14 protein-coding genes are annotated in these 19217 nt (G+C 63.8%); all 14 read right to left on the reverse strand.

Features of this window, described 5'->3' with window-relative positions:
• Positions 1–35: 35 nt before the first annotated feature.
• A complete protein-coding gene (locus tag SALA_RS13400) occupies positions 36–749 on the reverse strand; it encodes a hypothetical protein (protein WP_011542908.1) in 714 nt (237 codons plus the stop codon).
• A complete protein-coding gene (gene dpdH / locus SALA_RS13405) occupies positions 739–3780 on the reverse strand; it encodes a protein DpdH (RefSeq protein WP_011542909.1) in 3042 nt (1013 codons plus the stop codon). The genes SALA_RS13400 and dpdH overlap by 11 nt, the downstream gene beginning before the upstream one ends.
• Positions 3777–4694 carry a protein DpdG gene (gene dpdG / locus SALA_RS13410; RefSeq protein ID WP_011542910.1) on the reverse strand — a complete coding sequence of 306 codons (918 nt, stop codon included), beginning with the start codon at positions 4692–4694 and terminating at the stop codon, positions 3777–3779. The genes dpdH and dpdG overlap by 4 nt, the downstream gene beginning before the upstream one ends.
• A complete protein-coding gene (gene dpdF / locus SALA_RS13415; protein ID WP_011542911.1) occupies positions 4691–7186 on the reverse strand; it encodes a protein DpdF in 2496 nt (831 codons plus the stop codon). The genes dpdG and dpdF overlap by 4 nt, the downstream gene beginning before the upstream one ends.
• Complete coding sequence (gene dpdE / locus SALA_RS13420) at positions 7179–10313, reverse strand: protein DpdE (RefSeq protein WP_011542912.1); 3135 nt, start codon at positions 10311–10313, stop codon at positions 7179–7181. The genes dpdF and dpdE overlap by 8 nt, the downstream gene beginning before the upstream one ends.
• Positions 10314–10417: 104 nt before the next feature.
• Positions 10418–11128 (reverse strand): 7-cyano-7-deazaguanine synthase QueC, encoded by a 711-nt coding sequence (gene queC / locus SALA_RS13425; RefSeq protein WP_011542913.1) that lies wholly within the window; start codon positions 11126–11128, stop codon positions 10418–10420.
• A complete protein-coding gene (locus tag SALA_RS13430; RefSeq protein ID WP_011542914.1) occupies positions 11125–11499 on the reverse strand; it encodes a 6-pyruvoyl trahydropterin synthase family protein in 375 nt (124 codons plus the stop codon). The genes queC and SALA_RS13430 overlap by 4 nt, the downstream gene beginning before the upstream one ends.
• A complete protein-coding gene (queE, locus tag SALA_RS13435; RefSeq protein ID WP_011542915.1) occupies positions 11499–12131 on the reverse strand; it encodes a 7-carboxy-7-deazaguanine synthase in 633 nt (210 codons plus the stop codon). The genes SALA_RS13430 and queE overlap by 1 nt, the downstream gene beginning before the upstream one ends.
• Positions 12128–13216 (reverse strand): DGQHR domain-containing protein DpdB, encoded by a 1089-nt coding sequence (dbpB, locus tag SALA_RS13440; RefSeq protein ID WP_041383379.1) that lies wholly within the window; start codon positions 13214–13216, stop codon positions 12128–12130. The genes queE and dbpB (SALA_RS13440) overlap by 4 nt, the downstream gene beginning before the upstream one ends.
• Positions 13179–14621: a tRNA-guanine transglycosylase DpdA gene (gene dpdA, locus SALA_RS17540; protein WP_237700967.1), complete on the reverse strand. Its 1443-nt coding sequence runs from the start codon at positions 14619–14621 to the stop codon at positions 13179–13181. Before dpdA ends, dbpB (SALA_RS13440) begins: the two co-directional genes overlap by 38 nt.
• A complete protein-coding gene (gene dbpB, locus SALA_RS13450; RefSeq protein ID WP_011542918.1) occupies positions 14507–15628 on the reverse strand; it encodes a DGQHR domain-containing protein DpdB in 1122 nt (373 codons plus the stop codon). Before dbpB (SALA_RS13450) ends, dpdA begins: the two co-directional genes overlap by 115 nt.
• Positions 15625–16548 carry a hypothetical protein gene (locus tag SALA_RS13455; RefSeq protein WP_011542919.1) on the reverse strand — a complete coding sequence of 308 codons (924 nt, stop codon included), beginning with the start codon at positions 16546–16548 and terminating at the stop codon, positions 15625–15627. The genes dbpB (SALA_RS13450) and SALA_RS13455 overlap by 4 nt, the downstream gene beginning before the upstream one ends.
• 370 nt (positions 16549–16918) lie before the next feature.
• The gene (locus tag SALA_RS13460) at positions 16919–17851 is read right to left on the reverse strand and encodes a DUF2493 domain-containing protein (protein WP_011542920.1); all 933 of its coding nucleotides are present in this window, start codon (positions 17849–17851) and stop codon (positions 16919–16921) included.
• A gap of 314 nt (positions 17852–18165) precedes the next feature.
• Positions 18166–19212 carry a DUF7146 domain-containing protein gene (locus tag SALA_RS13465; RefSeq protein WP_011542921.1) on the reverse strand — a complete coding sequence of 349 codons (1047 nt, stop codon included), beginning with the start codon at positions 19210–19212 and terminating at the stop codon, positions 18166–18168.
• Positions 19213–19217 lie beyond the last annotated feature (5 nt).

The following is a 19217-nucleotide window of genomic DNA, read 5'->3' on the forward strand; positions in this document are numbered from 1 at the left end:
CGCGAGGGCATGGTTAGACACGGGCATGATCGTGCCTACCTCAGCTCGATGCGGAATGCGCCGAGCAAGTTGCGGCTTTCCAGCCACGTCTGCACTTCGGACGTATAAGCGCTTAAAAGGGCCTCGCTATTGGCTGCGGCCCGAATGAAGGCGACGACGCTTGATGGGATATCGGACGCCGCAAGGGTGTTCCATGCCGCCTCGTGCTGGCTGACGAGCGTGTCGAGACTGGCGATTGCCGCCTTGGGGTCCGCAGGCAGGCTGGCACCAAAGGTCGCTACCTCGCTTCGGATCTGCCGTATCTTGGCGACGCTCACCCGAAATTGCGGCACCTGGCCCAGCGCACTCAAGACGTCCTCAGCGCCAAAGGCGGCGCGTTTATCGACATAGGTTTTCCATGCAGCACTCGCCGCCTTTTGCCCCGCGCTGGCGATACTGTTGAGGCGGTCAATAAAGGCGTGCTTGATGTCGAACGGTGGGTCGTTGACCTTTGCTGGATCCTCCCTGATCGCTTCGCGCAACGTGCGCGCCTTGTTGGCATAGCCGAGACCGTCGCTTGGCTGAAAATCGACCTGAACACCGGCTTCCGCAAGGGCGGTCAGCGTCTCGCGAAGCCTCGCCATGAGCAGCGAAGCGGTCTCGAACTGCTTCGCGCGTGTACCGAACTGTTCGGCTTCGGCGGCGCTATTCTTGAGCTTCTGGTAGGTGTTGATCTTCGTTGCGAGCGTGGCGGCGCGGTCAAGCAGCATCGGCTTGCTCCCCGTCAATCGTCGCCATCGCGATCAAATCGGCTTCGATCGCGGTAAGCGTTGTATCGATCAGATCGAGACTGGCCGCCACTGCGCCGTGCTTGGCATCGAGACTCTGACTGGTCGCTCCGATATTGTCGTCAACGGTATCGAGAAAGGCCTGCGCCGCAGCGACCAGAGCGGTCCCCGCATCGACCGCGCCGCGCCGGCCTCGACCAAAATGAGGAAGCGCGGTAACCGCATCGCCTTCGCTGCCAAGTGCCCGTGCAGCAGCCAGCGAGTCATCGAAATATACGGTCCTGAAGCGGTCGAGCGCGTCGGTCAAAACGCGTCCCGTGGTGCTGGTGCCGATACCGGCGTCAGCCACGGCCTCCCGCGCTGCATCGAGCGCCGTTACGATAGAGGCGCGCGTAGCAGTCGCGCCGAACGCCTCTTGCATCGCATTGAGCCAGGATTTGCGGACCGCCATCTCGGAGTTCGCTGCCGTGGGGAGCGCGTCCCTCGTCTCGCGATAGAGTTTGGCGGGCTCCTGTGTCTCACCATCGGGGGGCTGAAGGCGCAACTGCCATTTGGCCTGACGAAATTCACGGATAGGCCCGAGGATGCGGCCGGGATTGAGCATTGCACCGGCTCGGCCGCCCTTCATGCTCGACATTTGGGATTGCGCGATTCCCACCAGCTTTTCGCGTTGCCTTGTCAGCTTGTCGTACAGCGCCTTCATCTCGGGTGCCGTGCTCGCGCACTCGCTTGCCCATTGTGCGCTGAACGCAGCGTCGATCATGTCGGCGATCTTCGCGTCGGGCTTGATCTTGCCGCCGATCGCCGCGCCGACGCAGAGGAGTTCGACCGCTGCCGCCGCCTGGTTCCACTGCGCCGTCGGCTGGCAGATGTCGCGCAATTGCGCCTCGACATCCTTCGCCCAGATCTCGACGCAATCGAGGAAGGCGCCGAGCATCTTTTCACCGTTGGGGAATTCCCAGCGGAACTGATCCTTGCTGGCGCGAAGCACGCCCTGGAGGGCTGCTGCCGCCGTTTCGGGCTGCACAAGAGTACCTGGGATTACGAGCTTGACCTGCAGGTCGGTGCGCACCTGCGTCGTTTGGCGATCGAAGCTGATGCTCGCTGTTTGGAACGCCTTACCGGTTCGACCGACGAAACTCGCCTTGGCCAGCCCGACCATGTCCCAATCGATGGCATTCGAGACGGCCGAATAGACCAGCAATCTGAGATTGTTTGCAATGGATTGGTCGAGCCCCTGCCCGCCGATCCATTGCTCGATAAGCAGATCTTCCTTGCTGGCAACGTTACGCTGCGGCGCTTCAAGCGTCGGCGTGTCGGTCGTTGGCTGGGTCGGCTTCGCCGTGTCGGCGCCCGGAATCTCGGGAACCTCGAACGCTGCGCGAAGGCGCTCGTCGAGATTGGCGATCGTGCCGGTGCCATCATAGAGTTCGAGAAATGATGCCCAGCGCAGGTAATTCTGCGGATTGCGATTGCGCAGTTCGGCTTGAGCGACGGCGGGGAGTGCCGTAATGCCGCCGAGTTTCTCGAGAAGCTTGAACGGCGGAAATGTGCCGGTCGCGATTTCGGGGCCGAAATTGTCGAGTACCTCGACGAGCAGGTCGTTCTGAAGGACGCGTGGGTTGAGCCGCTCCGGCATCGAAGCATCGGCACGCGACGCGGCGTTCCACAAGGCCTCCGGGGTAAATGGATAGAGGCCATAGCCGTCGACCTCACCGAATATGGCGTGGCATTCGGTCTGATGGGTGCACATGTCGCACTTGGAGCTCGGGCTTTCGCCTGGTGCCGCGGCGTCGCTCCACTGCGTGATGCCGTCACGACCAAGCCGTACGGCGTTGAGATAGCGCGCGGTGAATTGGCTGAGCGAAGCCTTAGTGACCGACCGGCCCTCGGCCCGGCCGGCGGACCGATCCATATCGACGATATGAGTCGTGCGCATATAGGCAGTCTCGGCCACGCTCTGAAAGAAGCCCGTGGTGACCGCGATCGCTGTTCGCATCTTGCACTGGCGCTCGTCGCCCTGTGAGGTGATTGCCTGCAGCAGTGCCCGGTCGATGCCTTGAAGGCGCGCGAATTCCTCCACGAGAAGGACGAGTTCCTGGCCCTGCGATTTGAGGTAGGTGCGCAAGCGGGTCATCAGTTCTTCGACCCGGTCGCCAGAGAAACTCAAGGTTCGCGCTACGGCGCGATCAAGATTGCGGTTAATGATCCGGATCGCGAGCGGAAGGTGTACCGCGGGGTCGAGTTCGATGAGATCGATGGCGTCTCGCGCAAGGCGTGAGGCATGTGCGAAGTCCATGCCGCCAAGCGGCAAGTCGCCCTCGACGAAGACGCGGCGTTGATCGGGACGATCCTTCGCGTTGGACGGCGCAAAGATGTGGTCGACGATCTCGGCGATGACGGTGTTGTCGCCCAGGAAATGCGCTTTGCGCATATGCGGATCTTGGAACAGATCGGGCAGGCTGCTCGCAAGCCCCTCCTCGATCTCGTCGGCGTCGGTCGGCAAGACTTCCTCGCGGATCACCTGCGCGAGATCGTTGAGCAATTGCTGCTTTTGGTCTGCCCGGCTTTGCGTTCCATCGCCGGCCGATTGCAGCGTTTCGAGGAAACTCGCCTGCTGCTCGGCGGGTAATTCGGCGATGATCATCTTGACGATGTTGCGCAGCGACGTGCCCGACTTGCGCACCACCAGGACGACCCTCTCCCTGGCCGGCTTGATGTTGAGCCGCATCCAGTGAACGAGATGCGACTTGCCCGAGCCCGTTTCTCCGAGGATTGCCGCCAGTGCATGCGGCCGGTCCTCGCGCAGAAAATCCGCGAGAAAGGCCGGCGGCGTCATGTCGGCCCACGAGGCCTCGCCGATGTCTTGGAACGACTTGCCGACCTGCGGGCTGACCTTGAGGTCCCAGTCGCTGTGCACCGCGCGGAAAAGGCTATCGCTGATATGCTCGGCGAATGGATTGATCACCTGGCGGACGGCACCGGGATCCCAGCAGAGAAAATTGCGCATCATGCCGCCTCTCGCAGCGCGATACGGCTCACGCGACCTTCGCGCGGGCCGAAATCGAGAATACGGCCGGGTGCGTCGGCGACGGTCGCCATAGTTAGGCGCTGGCGGTCGGCAAGCCGCTGCAGCGCCAGACTGGTAGTGATCGACAGACGCTTGTCGCCGTCCGCCAGCCGGGTAAGCCGCATGGCTTCATAGTCCTGGCGAACACTGCCGGTCTCGAAGACCGGAAAGATCGCTGCCAACCGCGTCATGAATTGCTCGATCGGTAGGTCGTTGCCCTCGGAGAAGATGGCGGGGAGCGCGCTTTCAATTGCCCTAACGGGATCGGGGATCACCCGGCGCGAGGTAACGTCCTCGGCGTCGCTGCCACCGCCGACGATGGTGGCGAAGCCGAGATAGCGCGCCCAATATAGGAAGTTCTGGTAGCGATTGAGCGAGGTCAATTCGGTCTTCGATGCGTGATCCCCGATCTGCGCTTTCAGATTGTTTTGCGGCGCCTCGGAGAAATTCATCGGCCGCAGCGGGCTAGAACTCAGAAACCAGGACAGGGCGACCATGAAGCCGGCTTGCTGTGTTTCGGCTGCGCGCGTCGGATCGAACAAGGTGCGCCGCATGAAAGCCAAGAAGAACGTCTCGCTGCCCTTGCCTTTTTTGCCGCCGCCGCGCGCGTCGGCGGTCAGACGCAACTTGTCCTCAACCTCTTCGACCAGACCGATGCGCCGTGCTTCGGCAAGCGTGTTGCTAAACAAGGTCGTGGTCGACTCGCCATCATCATCGCCGCCGCGCCCACTGAGTGACGGCGGCGTGGCCCAAGCCTCGATCCGGTCTTTGACTTCACCATTTTCGCTGTCGAACAAGGCGGCATAGATCGCGAACAATCGACTCGGAACAGCTTGGGCAGTTGTAACTATACTCATTGGGCTACTCTTGCATTAAACTCGTCGAGCGTCAGCGTCCGACCGCCAAATACATCCTTCAATCTGCGTCCATCTGGGGCGGGCTGGTCAATTGGGGCCAGGAAGATCCGAGGATTATCAGGCCGCGGCGCGAGGTTTTGCGGCTCGAGTGTTTGCCGGTCGCCGACCATGACAAGTTCGGGGCCACGCGGAAGGCGCGATAACGCAAGCGAGGGCAGGTCGCTGACGAAGAATGCCAACTTTTCCGCAAATTTGAGAACCCGGTCCATGTCAAACGGCTGCGGGCCGAGCGTGATCACCTTGGCGAGACGGGCCTGCGCTAGGCGCTGCAGCGTGTCACCAAGCCGGCGCGACGCGTTGCGTGCGAGTTCGCCGGGATCGTAGCTGACCAAAAGCCGGAGATCGCGATCGAGAAGATTGGCGACCAGCGGATCGAGCGGCTCGGTCCATGGGCCGCGCGGTTCGCCGACTGCTACGCTGTTGAGGCGACAAGCCTCGTCAGACCGGCACCGGCTGCAGCGGCTGCACGTCCGTCCAACCCGGTTCGCACCGTACAAATCTTCAAGGATCGCGGCCGGACAGCGATCGTTGCGCAGATATTCGCGCATAAGGTCGAGATTGCGCTTGGCGGCAAGCCAGCCGACCCGGCGCACGGGTTCGACGCGCGACTGCCATAGCGCTAGGTCGAGATGATGATCGTCGATGATCTCGACCTCGAGCCAGTCGCCCTCCTGTTCGATCCGCGGATAGGGTGTGCCGAGCAGTCGCAGAATGCCGGCACGCGCCATCAGGGCGACCGTGCGCAAGTTCCAGTCGGTATTGGCATCGCCGAACATGTCGATGTCGCGTTCATCGGTGCCGGGTCGGCCGTCGATCCGCACGGCGAAGCGTCCGTTCCCAAGGCTGGCCTTTCGCGCGAACATCGCAGACCAGCGATGGTAGCCGCGATCAATGCTGATGACTTGCTGGGCGTTAATGCGCTCGGCGATCCCCATGTCGTTGTCTGTCGGCACAATCAGCGAAAGCGCTGCCTTGCCGTCGCGCCCGCCGCGCCCGACCTCTTGGTAGAAGCGATCCAGCGTCTCTGGAACGCAGGCGTGGATCACGCTGCGAGCATGCCCGTAATCGATGCCAAGCCCGAACGCGGAAGTTCCGACGACGATATCGAGTGCGCCGTCGCGCCACTGTCCGACAATCTCCTCTCGCTCGGCGCGCCCGGTCTTGCCGTGGAGCTTGCGAACCCGGCGGAACCCCGCGTCGATCAGCTGCGCATACCAGGCGTTGGCGGCCGCAACCTCGGTGACATAAAGCACCGCCGGCCGAGGCACGTGGTGAAGCGCCTCCAGGACCTGGGCAGTTCGGCTGGCCTCGTTGGTCGATGGCGCAATCCAATAGTCCGGTTCGGGCCGCAATTGCACCGCCGCCAGGCTTTCAAAATTGCTTTCGGCGCCGAACAGAGAGCGCAAGGTTTCGAGTGAGGAGTCCGTGAGTGTCGCCGACAACATGATGGTGCGTAGCGCTTGGCCGGGCGGTGCTGCCGACAGCAGTTCGCGCCGCAAGCCGCTCAATTCCTGGAACTCGGTCCGAAAGCCCGTTCCCCATTGGTCGACGAGATGGGCTTCGTCGATCACCAGCGCGCGCAACAGACCTGCCTCGGCTGCGCGCCGCAACGGGTCGCGCAGACGGCCGCATGCGGCTTCAGGCGACGCGAAGCACAGGCCCTGGGTGCCGTCGGCGATCCGTTCGGCGATAATATTGTTCTGGGCGTCGTTGCCACCCTGGAAAGCGAGCGGGCGCGACAGGCCGCAGACATCGACCGCTTCCTGTTCATGATTGACCCCGAGCGCGACGGTAGGGACGATCACTAGGGTTACGCCGCTGTTTTCCGCTTGGTCCGCGCCGACGAAGCCGACCGTCTGGACCAGCTGGAAGATCATGCTCTTGCCCTCGCCGGTAGGCAGAGCAACGACGAGGCTTCCGCCGGCGGGGGTCGAGAGCGCGGCACGTACGGCAGCGCGCTGTCCGCGGCTGCGATAGGAGGTTCGACCGACAGCGGTGAGCAATGGATCGCCCTCGCAACCCGCCCTGTTAAACTCACGGCGAGTTGCCTCGGACGCAGCAAGGGTTTCGACGCCGTCGCCGGGAGCCACGAGCCATGCCGGCTTCCAGGGCTGGAGCGTCACCAGTCGCGCTTCGCCAGCGGAAGTGTTGTGTAGCCCGACCGCATCCCAACTGGTGAACCCGTCGAAGCGTGGGTGCGAAACCAGGACAGCGGGGGACACCATGGCGCCGCGCCGGACATGCTCATAGGTCATGGCTTGGCGGAGCAACACGGCCAGATCGAGTGCGCTCGCCTGGCGCGCCGGGTCGACCAGCGCTTTGCGCAAACGCTCGACCGCGGGTGACCGGGCTTGCCAGTCCGCCTCGCTATCAGTGCGGATGAGCAATTGGCTCAGGGCGACAAAGGCGTCATGGCCATCGAGGTCAACCATGAGCGGACCTCGTGAGCGCCCCACCCAGGATGAAACATCCCATGGCGTCGAGCCGGATGGCGGGTGATGCGATGCTGGGCAGGATTGACTCGATCAGAGCGATATCCTCGCGTGCCATCGAGTCGCCGGCCGATTGGCGGCGCTGGAGCCGGTTTCGGCGCCGCTGTAGATCGCTTGCCGCCAGTGTCGTCGCCGCGGTGATCGCATCGAGCACGGCGGGCTGCTCAGACAAGGTTTGCCGCGCGCCGTTCCGCACGCGACGGCACACTGCCGGAAACACAGCGGGGTCAATATAATCGGCGAGGATATGCGGCCGGCTTCCGAGATTGATGTCGGCGCTCAGGCCTTTGCCATGCCCGTTATACGGCTTGGACAGGATTGCGAGCAGCGCAGGATCGATGACCATTTCACCATTGATGTCGATGAACAGGGTCTGCTCGCTTTGCGCAAAATAGCGCTGCGCGCGGCGTAACGTGGCAAGTTCGGCGCGCGACGGCGCGAGCAGGTCGGCGATGTCGAGACTGGGCTCGATCGTGAAGCAGAGCTTGAATCCGATCCAGGCGTCGCCAAGCCAGTCCGCGACCGGCCGATAAGTGACGAACGCGGTTCCGCGATCGTCCCAGCGCGTGAAGCGCGCCAGCACGTCAATGTGCGGCGTACCCGGGCGCAGCAAGGTCACGGCGGTCCGGCGTGTCGCGATCCGGCGCTTCCAGCTCAGCGGCTGGCTGTCGTCGAGTTCCAATTGCTGTTGCCACGGCAAGCGCGGGATCAAGGTCTGCTTGGTTATACCGAGCTTGAACGGATCTTCCTCGGGCCAGGCGTAGGGCCGCTTCTTGAGTTGCAGTGTGTCGATCAGCCATTGATCGACGCCAGCCTCAAGCGCCGCCTCATCAGCTTCGGCGTCATCCAGAGCCTGGATGAATGTTTCGACCGGTTCCTCTGCAAGCGCGATCCGGTCGAGGGCATATTGTTCGTCCTGCGACTTTCGTTCGTCGGCGATCTGGCCTTTGATCTCCTCGGCCAGCGCGATTAGAGCATTGGGCCCGGTCATCAGCAGGGTGTCGAGCGCGCGGGTCTCGAAATCATCCAGCAGGAATTGCACATCGCTGATCGAGCGGTGGAAAATCGACAGGCCGTCGGCGAGCAACGCCTGCCAGGCTGCAAAGGGGCTTTCGTCTTCGTCCGAAGGCAAGAGTATCCGGTGACGGATGATCCCCTGTCGCCGGCCATAGCGGTCGAGGCGGCCGATGCGCTGCTCGATCCGGGCAGCGCTCAGCGGCAGGTCGAGATGCACGATCGCATCGGAGAAACTGAGATTGAGACCTTCTTCGGCCGTCCGGTCGCCGATGAGAACCGCAGCATCGGGCGCTTGCGCGAACGCCGCGACGCCGTCCTCCTTGTCATTGCCCGCGTCACCTCCCGAGACGAGTAGAAAGCACGGTGTGTCGCCGAGCGCCTCCTCCAGCGCTCGATGGAACGCGGTTGCCAGCGCCTCAGCCGTCGCGAACACAACGATCTTGGGCTGATCGACGTCGGCCCGCAGCGTCTTGATTAGCCTCCGCACGCTTTCGACCATCGTTTCGATGCGGTCGGCATCGTCGTAGTCCTGGGCTTGCTCGCGCAGCGCGTCGAGGATTTCCGCCTCGCCGGCGAAGATCGGCATGACACCAGTCAGCCAGGCGCGAAGAGCGTCAGCGCCTTCGGACACCGCGCCGAGAAGATTGCGGTAGCGCGCGGCGAGAAGCGGCACCCCCGGATCGCCATCGACTAGCGAGTCGACCGCAGCCGACCGCCAGTCTTCAAGCGTGCCAAGCAGCACCGCCAGGTTGTCGCTCGGATCGCCTTCGATGCGCACATGGGTCATGGCGCCGCCATCAGGTCCGCGTGGTCGAAACTCCCATCCCTGGGCATCGGCGCGACGCGAGCGGATCAGACGCTGGTGGATGCGATAGCTGTCGGCGATATGCTCCTTGAGCGCGCCGCATAGGTCGACGAGTCGTTCGGGTGCCTCTCGCGTTGCCTCAATCAACTGCGGCGCCAACTCTTGGACTACAGGATCGTCGGGAAAGCTACGGACTAGTTCAGCGCCGCGCTGGCGCAGCACAATGCCCGATGCGTCCGGGTCGAGACTAAGGAGCAAGCGGCCGATCGCCCGGCGCTGTTCGAGCTTCAGGCGAAAACCGTCAAGATCGTCGAGCGGATGGGTCAGCGGATCGAGCAAATTGAGCAGTGCCAGGAACCGAGCCTCCTCGCCAAGCGGCGGCGTTGCGGACAGCAGCAACAACACCGGCACGTCTCGGGCGAGCTCGCGCAACCGAGCCGCCGATGCTGAAAGCGGGCCGTCCTCGAGTCCAACCAGATGATGCGCTTCGTCGACCACCAGAACATCGGGTGTTCGCGCGACCCGCTCGATTTCGGCATGCGAGCAACATTCGAAGGGCTCGCCGAACTGGTCGAGGCGGAGCTTTTCGGAAAGTTCGCGCCGCCACTGCTCGCACAGCGCCGACGGGGTCGCGATCAGTACCTCGGTGTCGGGATTGTCGATCAGATGCTGGCGGATGATCAACCCGGCCTCGATTGTCTTGCCCAGCCCGACCTCGTCGGCGAGGAGATAGCGCTGGATCGGATCACTGAGCACGCGGCGCACCGCTGCGACTTGGTGCGGCACGAAGTCGATCCCGGCCGAGAGCAGCGACGTCAGACCTTGAGCCGCACTGGTCAGCGATCGCAGCGGCGTCAGCGCGGCTTGCCGGCGGTCGTGCAGATACTGGCTTTCGGCGGCGCCGGCCGCGAGCATTTCGGCCGGATCCTCGGGCGCATTCCACGGCCGGACGAATAGGTCGATCTCGCTGAAGTCTTTTTGCTTCCCGTTGGGGAAGCGGACCTCATAAGTGACAAGGCCATTTTCCTGCTGAAGATAGTCGCTGATGCGACCGACCCGCATACGCCCGTCGTCGAGAACATAGGCCCGGGTCTGCGGGCTCAAATAGGCGCGGACGACCGCGCTCACCTCGCACTCGATATCTTCGCTGCGCTGGATCGAGTGGAAGATCGAGACGACGCAGCGGCCCTCGGCCGCAGATTGCAGCTTCCCGACGCCCTTTTGCCCGGGCAATTCGACGAGCATCCCCCTGAACAGACCCGTATCCCTCGATGGGCGATTCCCCACAATCGCACCGTTAGGACCATCTTACTGACAGAGGGTTGAGAACCAACCAAAAACGGCAAGCGCTACTCGTCCAAACTGCTCCGATGTTCTTGCCAGCCCTTCATGCGCAATTCGCAAGCCGGACAGGTGCCACAGCCGTAGCCCCAGTCCTGCAAGCGATCGTGGTCGCCACGATAGCAAGTATGAGTGCCGGTGCGGATGAGGTCGACCAGTTTCTCGCCACCCAGTATTTTTGCCAGACCCCAGGTCTGCGCCTTATCGAGCCACATCAACGGCGTGTGGACGACCGAGCGGCTGCCAATACCGAGGTTGAGCGTGACTTGGAGCGATTTGAGCGTATCGTCGCGGCAATCGGGATAGCCCGAATAGTCGGTCTCGCACATGCCGCCGACGAGATGCCGCAGTTCGCGGCGTGAGGCGAGCGCAGCGGCGAGCGTAAAGAACAACAGATTGCGACCGGGCACGAAGGTGTTGGGCAAGCCATCGGCGCGCAGCGCGATCTCGGCATCGCGGGTGAGCGCGGTCTCGCTGACCTGGCCCAGCACCGAGAGGTCGAGCTTGTGATCCGGCCCGAGCCGCGCGGCCCATGCCGGATTCAATTCAACAATGCGCGCACGAAAATCGTCGCGGCATTCGAGTTCGACGCGGTGACGCTGGCCATAGTCGAACCCGACGGTCTCGACGGTCTCGAACCGGTCCAATGCCCAGGCAAGACAAGTGGCGCTGTCCTGCCCACCAGAGAAAAGGACGAGCGCGCCAGCGTCGCCGGTCATGCCGCGACTTCCTCGCCCCAATAGGTGCAGGCGTCGCCGCTGCTGTCGCGGTAGACGCTGACCTTGAACAGATTGTCGAGTTCGGGCGAGAGCCGGTTCCAGATCCAGCGGCTGAGATTTTCCATCGTGGCGGGGCCGAGGTCGTTGATCTCGTCGAGGAAGCGATGATCGAGCGCATCGCGGGCATCTTCCATCGAGCGCTCGAGCAGGCCGAGATCGACGATCATCCCAGTCGCGGGATCGGGCCGCCCGCGCACGGTCACCTCGGCACGGTAGCTGTGGCCGTGGATGCGGCGGCTCGATTCGGTATCGATCGACCGTTCCAGCGTGTGGGCGGCATCGAAACGAAATTGCTTGCTGAGCTCAAACATCAGCGGATCCCGATCATCTTGTGCGACTGGAGCGAGAGGCGCCAGCGCGGGTTCTGGGTGCAATAGGTGATCGCAGCCTCGAGATTGGCGGCGGCGGTCGGCGAATCCATCGGCTGCAGGAAAAAGTGCTCGAAGGCGAGATGCTCGAACCGCTCGGGCGCCGCCTTCTCCTGCGGGTAGACAAGCTTGAGTTCATTACCTGCAAGTAGCACCAGTTCGGCATCGGCCTTGGGGCTGACGCAGATCCAGTCGAGCCCCCGCGGCGCGGGTTGTGTGCCATTGGTCTCTATAGCGATTTCGAAACCGCGCGTGTGCAACGCGTCGACCAGGTCCTGGTCGACCTGGAGCAGCGGCTCGCCGCCGGTCAGCACGACGTAGCGATCGGCCCGAGCGCCAGCCCATTCGGACTCGATCGCGTCGGCTAGGGCTTGGTCGTCGGCGAAGCGCCCGCCGCCGCTCCCGTCCATGCCGACAAAGTCGGTATCGCAGAACGTGCAGACCGATGTTGTGCGGTCGCCCTCGCGTCCTGACCATAGATTGCATCCGGCGAACCGGCAGAACACCGCCGCACGCCCCATCTGGGCGCCTTCACCCTGCAGCGTCTTGAAGATCTCCTTGACCGCGTAGCTCATGATCTATCGGCCGTGGGTTCAAGGAGCGGCGCCGGCGCCCGCTTGGCCTTCTTGCGCAGGTCCGCCTTCACGATGCCCACCAGATAATGTTTGAGCAGCGCGACATCGCGGTTGACGTTCTGCAAGCCATTCCACCGCCGGACCTCGCCATCCATATGCCACTCGCCAGCGGTCCAGGCGGTCTTGTCCTTAAGGCATTCCATCCCGGTTCTGAAATCCTCGACCGTCCGCGCCTCCCCGCGCTCGGCGAGCACTTCCATGACGTCGCCCATGGCCTGGATGCCGGCGCCGTGCAGCAGGCGAGAGGTATTTGGCTTCTGGCCGTGCCACGCCTCGGGCCAGACCTTCTTCACTGCGTCGAAGAAATTTGACATCAGCCGCACACAGCGTTCCTCGCCCTTCGCACCCCGGATCAGCTCGCGCATCACCCCGTTGCTGAGCGACTCCATGATGATCTTCTGCATCACCGTGTCGGCGATGATGCCCTCGGGACAGGTATGCTGCTTGATATAGCCCTTGAGCGCGGTGTTCTCGAAGTTGAGCCGCGCCGTCAGATCGGAGGCGACCGACCGCCGGCTGAGCCGCGGTGGCAGATCGCCGACGGTCGGCAGCAGCTCGTAGATCAGCGACTTGGGCAGCGGCTTGGTATTGTTGATGAGCACGAATTGGCGGCGGAGTTCCGCCTCGTCGCGGCAGATCAGCGCCGAGACGAAGACCTGGAAGTCGCGGTCGAGATCGGCAAGCGCCGACAAACGCTGCTGGCCGTCCACCACCAATCCGGGAACGCTGCTGCTCATGTCAATCGCCAACTGCACGGCGCCATTCCCGAGGTCCTCAACGCTGACGCGATCGGTAAAGGCGACGACGATCGGGTTGGGCAACACTGCGTCGGGCTTCTCGAGATAGTCGCGGATCTCGCGGATATGGGCGGCGACTTGCGGCCGCTGGAACCCGCTGAGCTCGCCCTGGGCGTCTCGGCCGATCCGGTCGATAGCCGCAAAGCGCAGCACGTCCGCGGCTTTTGCCGCGAAGCTGAGCACTTTGTGCTCACTGCTCTGCTGCGCACAGACGGCGAGGTAGGTCATCACTTGGTTCAACGGCACGCTTCAAATCCAGTCGTTCGATATGATCTTGGTAGACCGCGAGATTGTGAATCCCGCGGCGCTTGTTGCGATTGCTTCCGCGAAAGATGATCACATCGATCGCGGCATCCCGGCAGATTTTGCAGGAACATTGCTTCCATGGCCGCTCGGCAAGCGTCGTACGATAGCGCTCGGCCAGGCGCGCCAGCGACGGGCTCGCGGCGCAGTCCTCGTAAGGCTTTTCCTCGACCAAAGGCGCACTGTAGACGAGCACGTGATGCAGCGTCTCTTCGAGCCCGGCTTCATCCCGGTCGAACGCGCGCAATGAGCCCAGCGCCAACGCCTCGAGCCGGACCAATTCCTCGGCCCGGAACATACCCTTCTTGACCGCGCGCTGGAGCTTGGGGTTTTCGATCGCCTGCGGCACCCGGATCGAGGTGAAGTAGCGCAGCGCCAACCCGTCGCCCGGCAGATAATAGTTCTGCTTCGCGTCCTTGAACGCGCGAATGAGGGGTGACGTCGTGTCGAAGCTTGAAATGTCGTAGCCGTGGAAGCTGTCGATATCGTCGGCCTTGGCAAAGCCGAGGATGTGGAGGCGTGTCGATGCGGGCACCGTGTCGCGGATCGCTTCCAAACATAACTTGATCTCGGGCGACTTGAGCGGAACCATGCCGCCGAGTGCCAGGTAGTCATAGCCCATGGCGACCAGCCGACGCGCCGCCTCGGCCATGCTGCCGGGCGACCAGCCCTGGATCACGCCCATCGGGGTGAAGCCCGCGTCCATCACTTTGGCCTCGCGCAGGAATCCCTCGGCGTTCTCTAGCGTGATGTCGAAGCGCTGTCGGGCGTCGGTCGACCCGCCAGCCAGCCCCGCGAGGCCGGCGTCGAAATCGAAGATGATATGGTCGACCGAGGCGCCATGGGTGAAGCCGCATTCGTCGTAGAATTCGGCCATTTCCACCGGCGTGTACGGCGGCTTCTCATCCTGCACATAAGTGAAGGCGCCGCAATCGCCGAAAATGTCGAGATGTGCGAACTCGGGCTTGTCGAGGCGCAGAAACTTGCGGGCCCCAACCAGGCGGAAGCGGCGCGCCTGGCTGGCCGTATATTTGCCCTTCACGCGGTGGTCGCCGACGATGCCGCGCGAGACCAGCACCCCGTCATAGGGCGCATAGCCGAGGATCTCGTGCGGATAGGCGTCATCCCAATATGGCTGGCGCTCGGCGGGGCTGCGATCGGCGATGAAGTCGAATGCAGGATCCACATAATCGAGGCTGTCAGCGAAGATGAACTTCATGCTGCCGCCCGCGCGAGATCGCGCTCGATGTGCACCAGATGATCGCTGAGCTTGGTGATGTGCTGCGAGGTCGACTGGATTTCGTTCCAGGCAAGGCCGAGGCCCTCCCATGTGCCGGCGGTCCAGCAGCACAAGGGCGCGATGCGCTTGAGCATCGTGCGCACCGCCGCCACCTTGTCCGGCGCCGCATCGGCGCGCAGCATGATCGTATCCATCAACGCGCCCATCGCGCGGATGCCGGCGGAGTGCATCAGTCGGCTGTCGGCCGGTGGCTTGCCCCAGGCCTCTGGAAAGGTGTCGCGGACCGCCGACCAGTAGAGGAGAAGCGCATCGTACATGGCGACCGTGTCGTTGCCGTCACCATTATGCTTGAATTGGCCGAGCGCCCCGGCTGGGGTCTTGAGGCTCGCCTTCATCGTTTCAATGAGCGCATTGTCGGTGACGATGCCGGCACGGTCCTTCGCATCGGACTCGCGCTTGATCAGGCCGAAGAAGGGCGAATTCGGATCGGTGTTGAGCGCTTCGCACAGCGCGCTCGGCAACCGGCGTGCCGCCAGATCGCGCGGCAGCAACACGCTCACCTCGGGCAGCAGTTCGTTGATCAGCCGGGTCGGCAGCGGCCGCGCCTTGTTGACCAGGATGAACTGCTCGCGCTGCGTCTCGAGCGCATCCGACACGAACCCGACCACCGGTACGGCGATCGTTCGGTCCTTGGCGGCGCTCAGCGCCAGCGAGCGCTGCTGCCCATCGACGATCCAGGCGGCGCGCCGGCCCTCGGGATAGATCGGTATCGACAGCGTGCCCGCATCCCCCACTTCGCACATATTGCCCGGCGAGCGGCCACGCGCCGAGGCGAACTCCACTTCGGGCGAGATGGCAAGGATGATCGCATTGGGAAACAGCACCGGGCCGCTGTCGAGAAAGGCCGTGATCTCCTTAACGTGATCGCGGATCTCGCGGCGTTGGAAGCCCTTAAGCTCCTGATCGTCGCGGCGGATCCGGCTGATATCCGCCACCCGGTTGATATCGGCGCCATAGAGGAAGAACGCAAAGACACTGGTCCCGCCGGCCTGCTCGGCGCGCACCGCGCGGACCTTGAGAGTTTCGCGTCCGCTCATGCGCGCTCACTCCGCACCTGGCGGGCCAATTCCGCGAACCGGCCCTGCTCGCACGCGATCCCGAGATCGTCGCGGAAGCGGCGCAGCAGCCGCGAGGAACTGCCGCGCTCGGCATCCCAATGCGCCCGGATCAGATCAAGCAGCGCTGCGTCATCATGGCGGATGCGGTCCACCTTGGCCGGCATCCGCCAACCGTCCAGCGTCGCCGACACCTCCGCGGCGTGCTCGGCCGCCGAACGTCCTTGCGGCTCGCCGCGCGTCAGTTCTGCGAAATGGCGAAGCGCCCGGCCGGCAAAATCGCTGCGCGTGCCGCGATTGCAGCTGTCCGGACCATCGAGCCGGTCGTCATAGGGCATGACGAAGGGCTGTAGTGCGGCAGGAACGCGATCGAGGCGCGCGCGGGTAAAGAGCCTGAGCCGACCGAGCATCGATGTTGGAAGGGCGAGAAGATCCTCCGCGATCATCTCGATATAGGCGTCTGACAGTGCCGCGCAGATCAGCCCGTGCGCGCCCTCGACCGCATCATGTAGCGTGACCGCAAAAGGAGAGACCTTGCACAGCGCCTCCCACCAGCGCTCGACGCTGAACGCGCCGGTTACGCGCGAGCGGACGCTGTCCGGGGCGTCGACGAGCACGGTGCAGGCATAGGGCGGAACCGCTGTCGAAACGTCGATCAGGCCAAGACCCGCGGAGACGACCAGCAGTCTTGCGTCGAGTAATTCCGCCGCGGTGACGGCTTCGCGAAAGCCGCGACCGCCGTAAATGTCTTCCCCGGGGAACCGCGTCGGCTCAGCCGCCAGGCGTTGCGACCATTGACGGGCCAGACCATCGAAGTCGGCTGGCGGGAGGGCGGCCATGTGAAGAGCGTCGGAAACCGGCTTGCGCTTGCGATTCGTACAGGTGGTGATCACGAGCGTCACTAATTATAGGCCCCCTATCCGCATTAGCGCATGCATTAATCCATAACGATGGATCGCACGTTTTGCCACATTTAATGCACGAAATCATATCGAACGTTTTGCCAGTAAATGCGCGCTCCAGCGTCACGCACCGCGATACATAGCGCGCCGCGCGCGCCACATGATCGGCTAACCGCTGTTCGCGCTGCTGACGCTTAATGCGCGTTTCGGAAAGCGCGAACTGGCGACCCGAAATGGCACCGTTGGGTCGCCGGAGCCCGTGCCAAAGGTGGCGAAATGCGCTGGGATAGCGGGGCCTCTACGCTCAGTTCCATGCTGCGGATCGATGCTTGCCGGCTTTTCTATCCTGTGGGCCGCAATCGAGAAGGATTTAATCGCGTCTTCGATTGCGAAAGTCCCAGACGCGGATGCCCATCTTGCGAGCCTTGTCGGCGAGATTGTCCTGGATGCCGGTGCCCGGAAACACGATGACACCCCGCGGCATCTTCTCCAGCATGGCATCGTTGCGCTTGAACGGCGCGGCCTTCTTGTGCCGGTTCCAGTCGGGCCGGTAGGGATCCTGCGGCACACCCCGGTCGCGCGCCCAGCAGGCGGCGATGCGTTCGGCGCCGGTCGGCGTCGCGCCGTGCATCAGGATCAGGTTCGGAAGCTGGGCGTGGACCTTGTCCAGCACGGCGTAGATGCGCTGATGGTCGTTGCAGTCGACGCCGCCGGTAAAGGCGATCCGCACGCCATCGGGATCGAAGACCCGTTGCTTCTCCCAGGCGCGCTTGCCGAGCGCCTTGCGGCTGTCGAGCACTGCAGAGGTCAGCGCCTTGTGGTTCACCATTGCGCCCGAACGCGGCAGCCAGGGCTTGCGGATATGGATGCGGAACTGGTCGGCGGCAGCATCGCGGAAAAACTCCATGGTGTCCCGGCGCTCGATCGTGGTGATGCCTTCGGCGATCTTGCGTTCCAACTCGACCGACTTCACCTCGCTGCCATCCTGTTCGCGCTGAAGCCGTTTCTGCGCTTGCTCATTGTCGTCGAGTTCGCGCTCGATCCGCTCGCCGGCGCGGTGGAAGACATTGACGATGCCCCAGGCGAGATCCTCAAGGTCGGGTTCGATCCGTGTGTCGATCAGGCACGAGACCAGCGCGTCGAACATCTCGGCGACCGCGCCGCCGGCGATGCGGTCGTCCGGCAAGGGCCGATGATCGGGTTCATCCTCGAAGGGACGGCAGCCGTAAAGCTGCATTTCCTGAAGCAGGTAGGCGGTAGAGCCGGGCTGCGCTTCGTGTCCATCGTCCTGGTCGGTCGCCATCGAAAATCTCCGTGATCTGACAGCCGCGCCTCTCGCGGCCTTCGTGGCGACGGCAGGCGGCGGGCGGAGCGGGACAGAACCGCGGCCCTTGGGGCGCGGCCGGAGCGAAGCGGAGGATGGCGGGCGGGCGGCAATTTTGCTTCGCGATGCAAAGAACCGAAGGTTCGGCGGAAAATAGCCGCCCTTCCGCCATTGCCGTCCTGATCCGTTTGCCGCAGTCGCCCTCTACCGAAGGCACGAGCGCGCGGCGTCTCGAAGATGCCGGTGATGAGCGTGATCACCCGCGACTAGAGACGTTCCCCGCAGTCCAACCCTTACCCCTGCATCAGGAAGCGCTCCGCATCCTCCGTCCGGAGTTGATCCCGCAGCCTCTGGGTGAGCCGCTCCCGCCCGAAGGTGGTAAGATCGTCGTTGAAATCCCCAAGCCTGGGTTCGAGCGGCACCACCTCGATCCCCGCCGGGATCGCCCGCTCGGTGAGCGTCTTCAACGCCCCCGCACCGGCAGGATCGTCATCGCGTGCGACATAGAGCCGGCGCAGCATGGCCGGGAACAGAATGGCAGCGAGATGCGCGGCCGAGAGCCCGGCGATCGCCGGCATCAGCGGCATGACCTGGCGCAGCGACAGCATGGTCTCGATGCCTTCGCCCGCCATCATGACGGGGCCACCTGGCCCGAACCGGACGCCGTGTCCGAGCAGATAGCCCATGGCGCGGCGCGGATAGGCGACGGGAGCTTTGTCGGAGCTGCCCGGTTCCAGCCAGGTCCGATGAGCCCCGGTGACGCTGCCGTCGAGATCGGTGACCGCCGCGATCATCGCCGGCCATGCGGGACGCGTATCGGGTGCGTCGTCCTTCGACGCGCGATACCAGCAGTTGCCGTGAAATCGGAGCGCCTCGCAGCCGGTGAGGTCGATGATTTGCCGGAATGCGAGATAGGCGGCGACGGGGCTTCCGGCGACTGGCTTCGCCGCTGCCCAGAGCCGCTGCGCTGCTTGCCGTGTGCCGGTCGGCGCCTTGCTGCGTCTAACCGGCTTATCCTCGGACGGCGGCGGTATGGGCAGGCGCAGAAAATGCCGGGCTTCGTCCAGCGTCTCGCGCATGGTCCGGCAGTTCCGGGTGATGGCGATGATGTCGAGCAGATCGCCATGATCGCCGCTCTGCGCATCGGTCCATTTGCCGGCTTGGCCGCGCCCGTCGGGGGACGCGGCCAGACGGACATAGAGGCTTCGCCCCGGCGTGTTGTGAACGTCGCCGACCAGCCAGTAGCGGCCTTCCCGGTGCCCGTTGGGCAGGTAGCGGCGACACACGCTCTCCGCATTCTCGGCGAGACGTTCGGCAATGATGGTTGCGGGGCTTTGCATCGCGG

The sequence above is a fragment of the Sphingopyxis alaskensis RB2256 genome, from assembly GCF_000013985.1.
Classification (GTDB): domain Bacteria; phylum Pseudomonadota; class Alphaproteobacteria; order Sphingomonadales; family Sphingomonadaceae; genus Sphingopyxis; species Sphingopyxis alaskensis.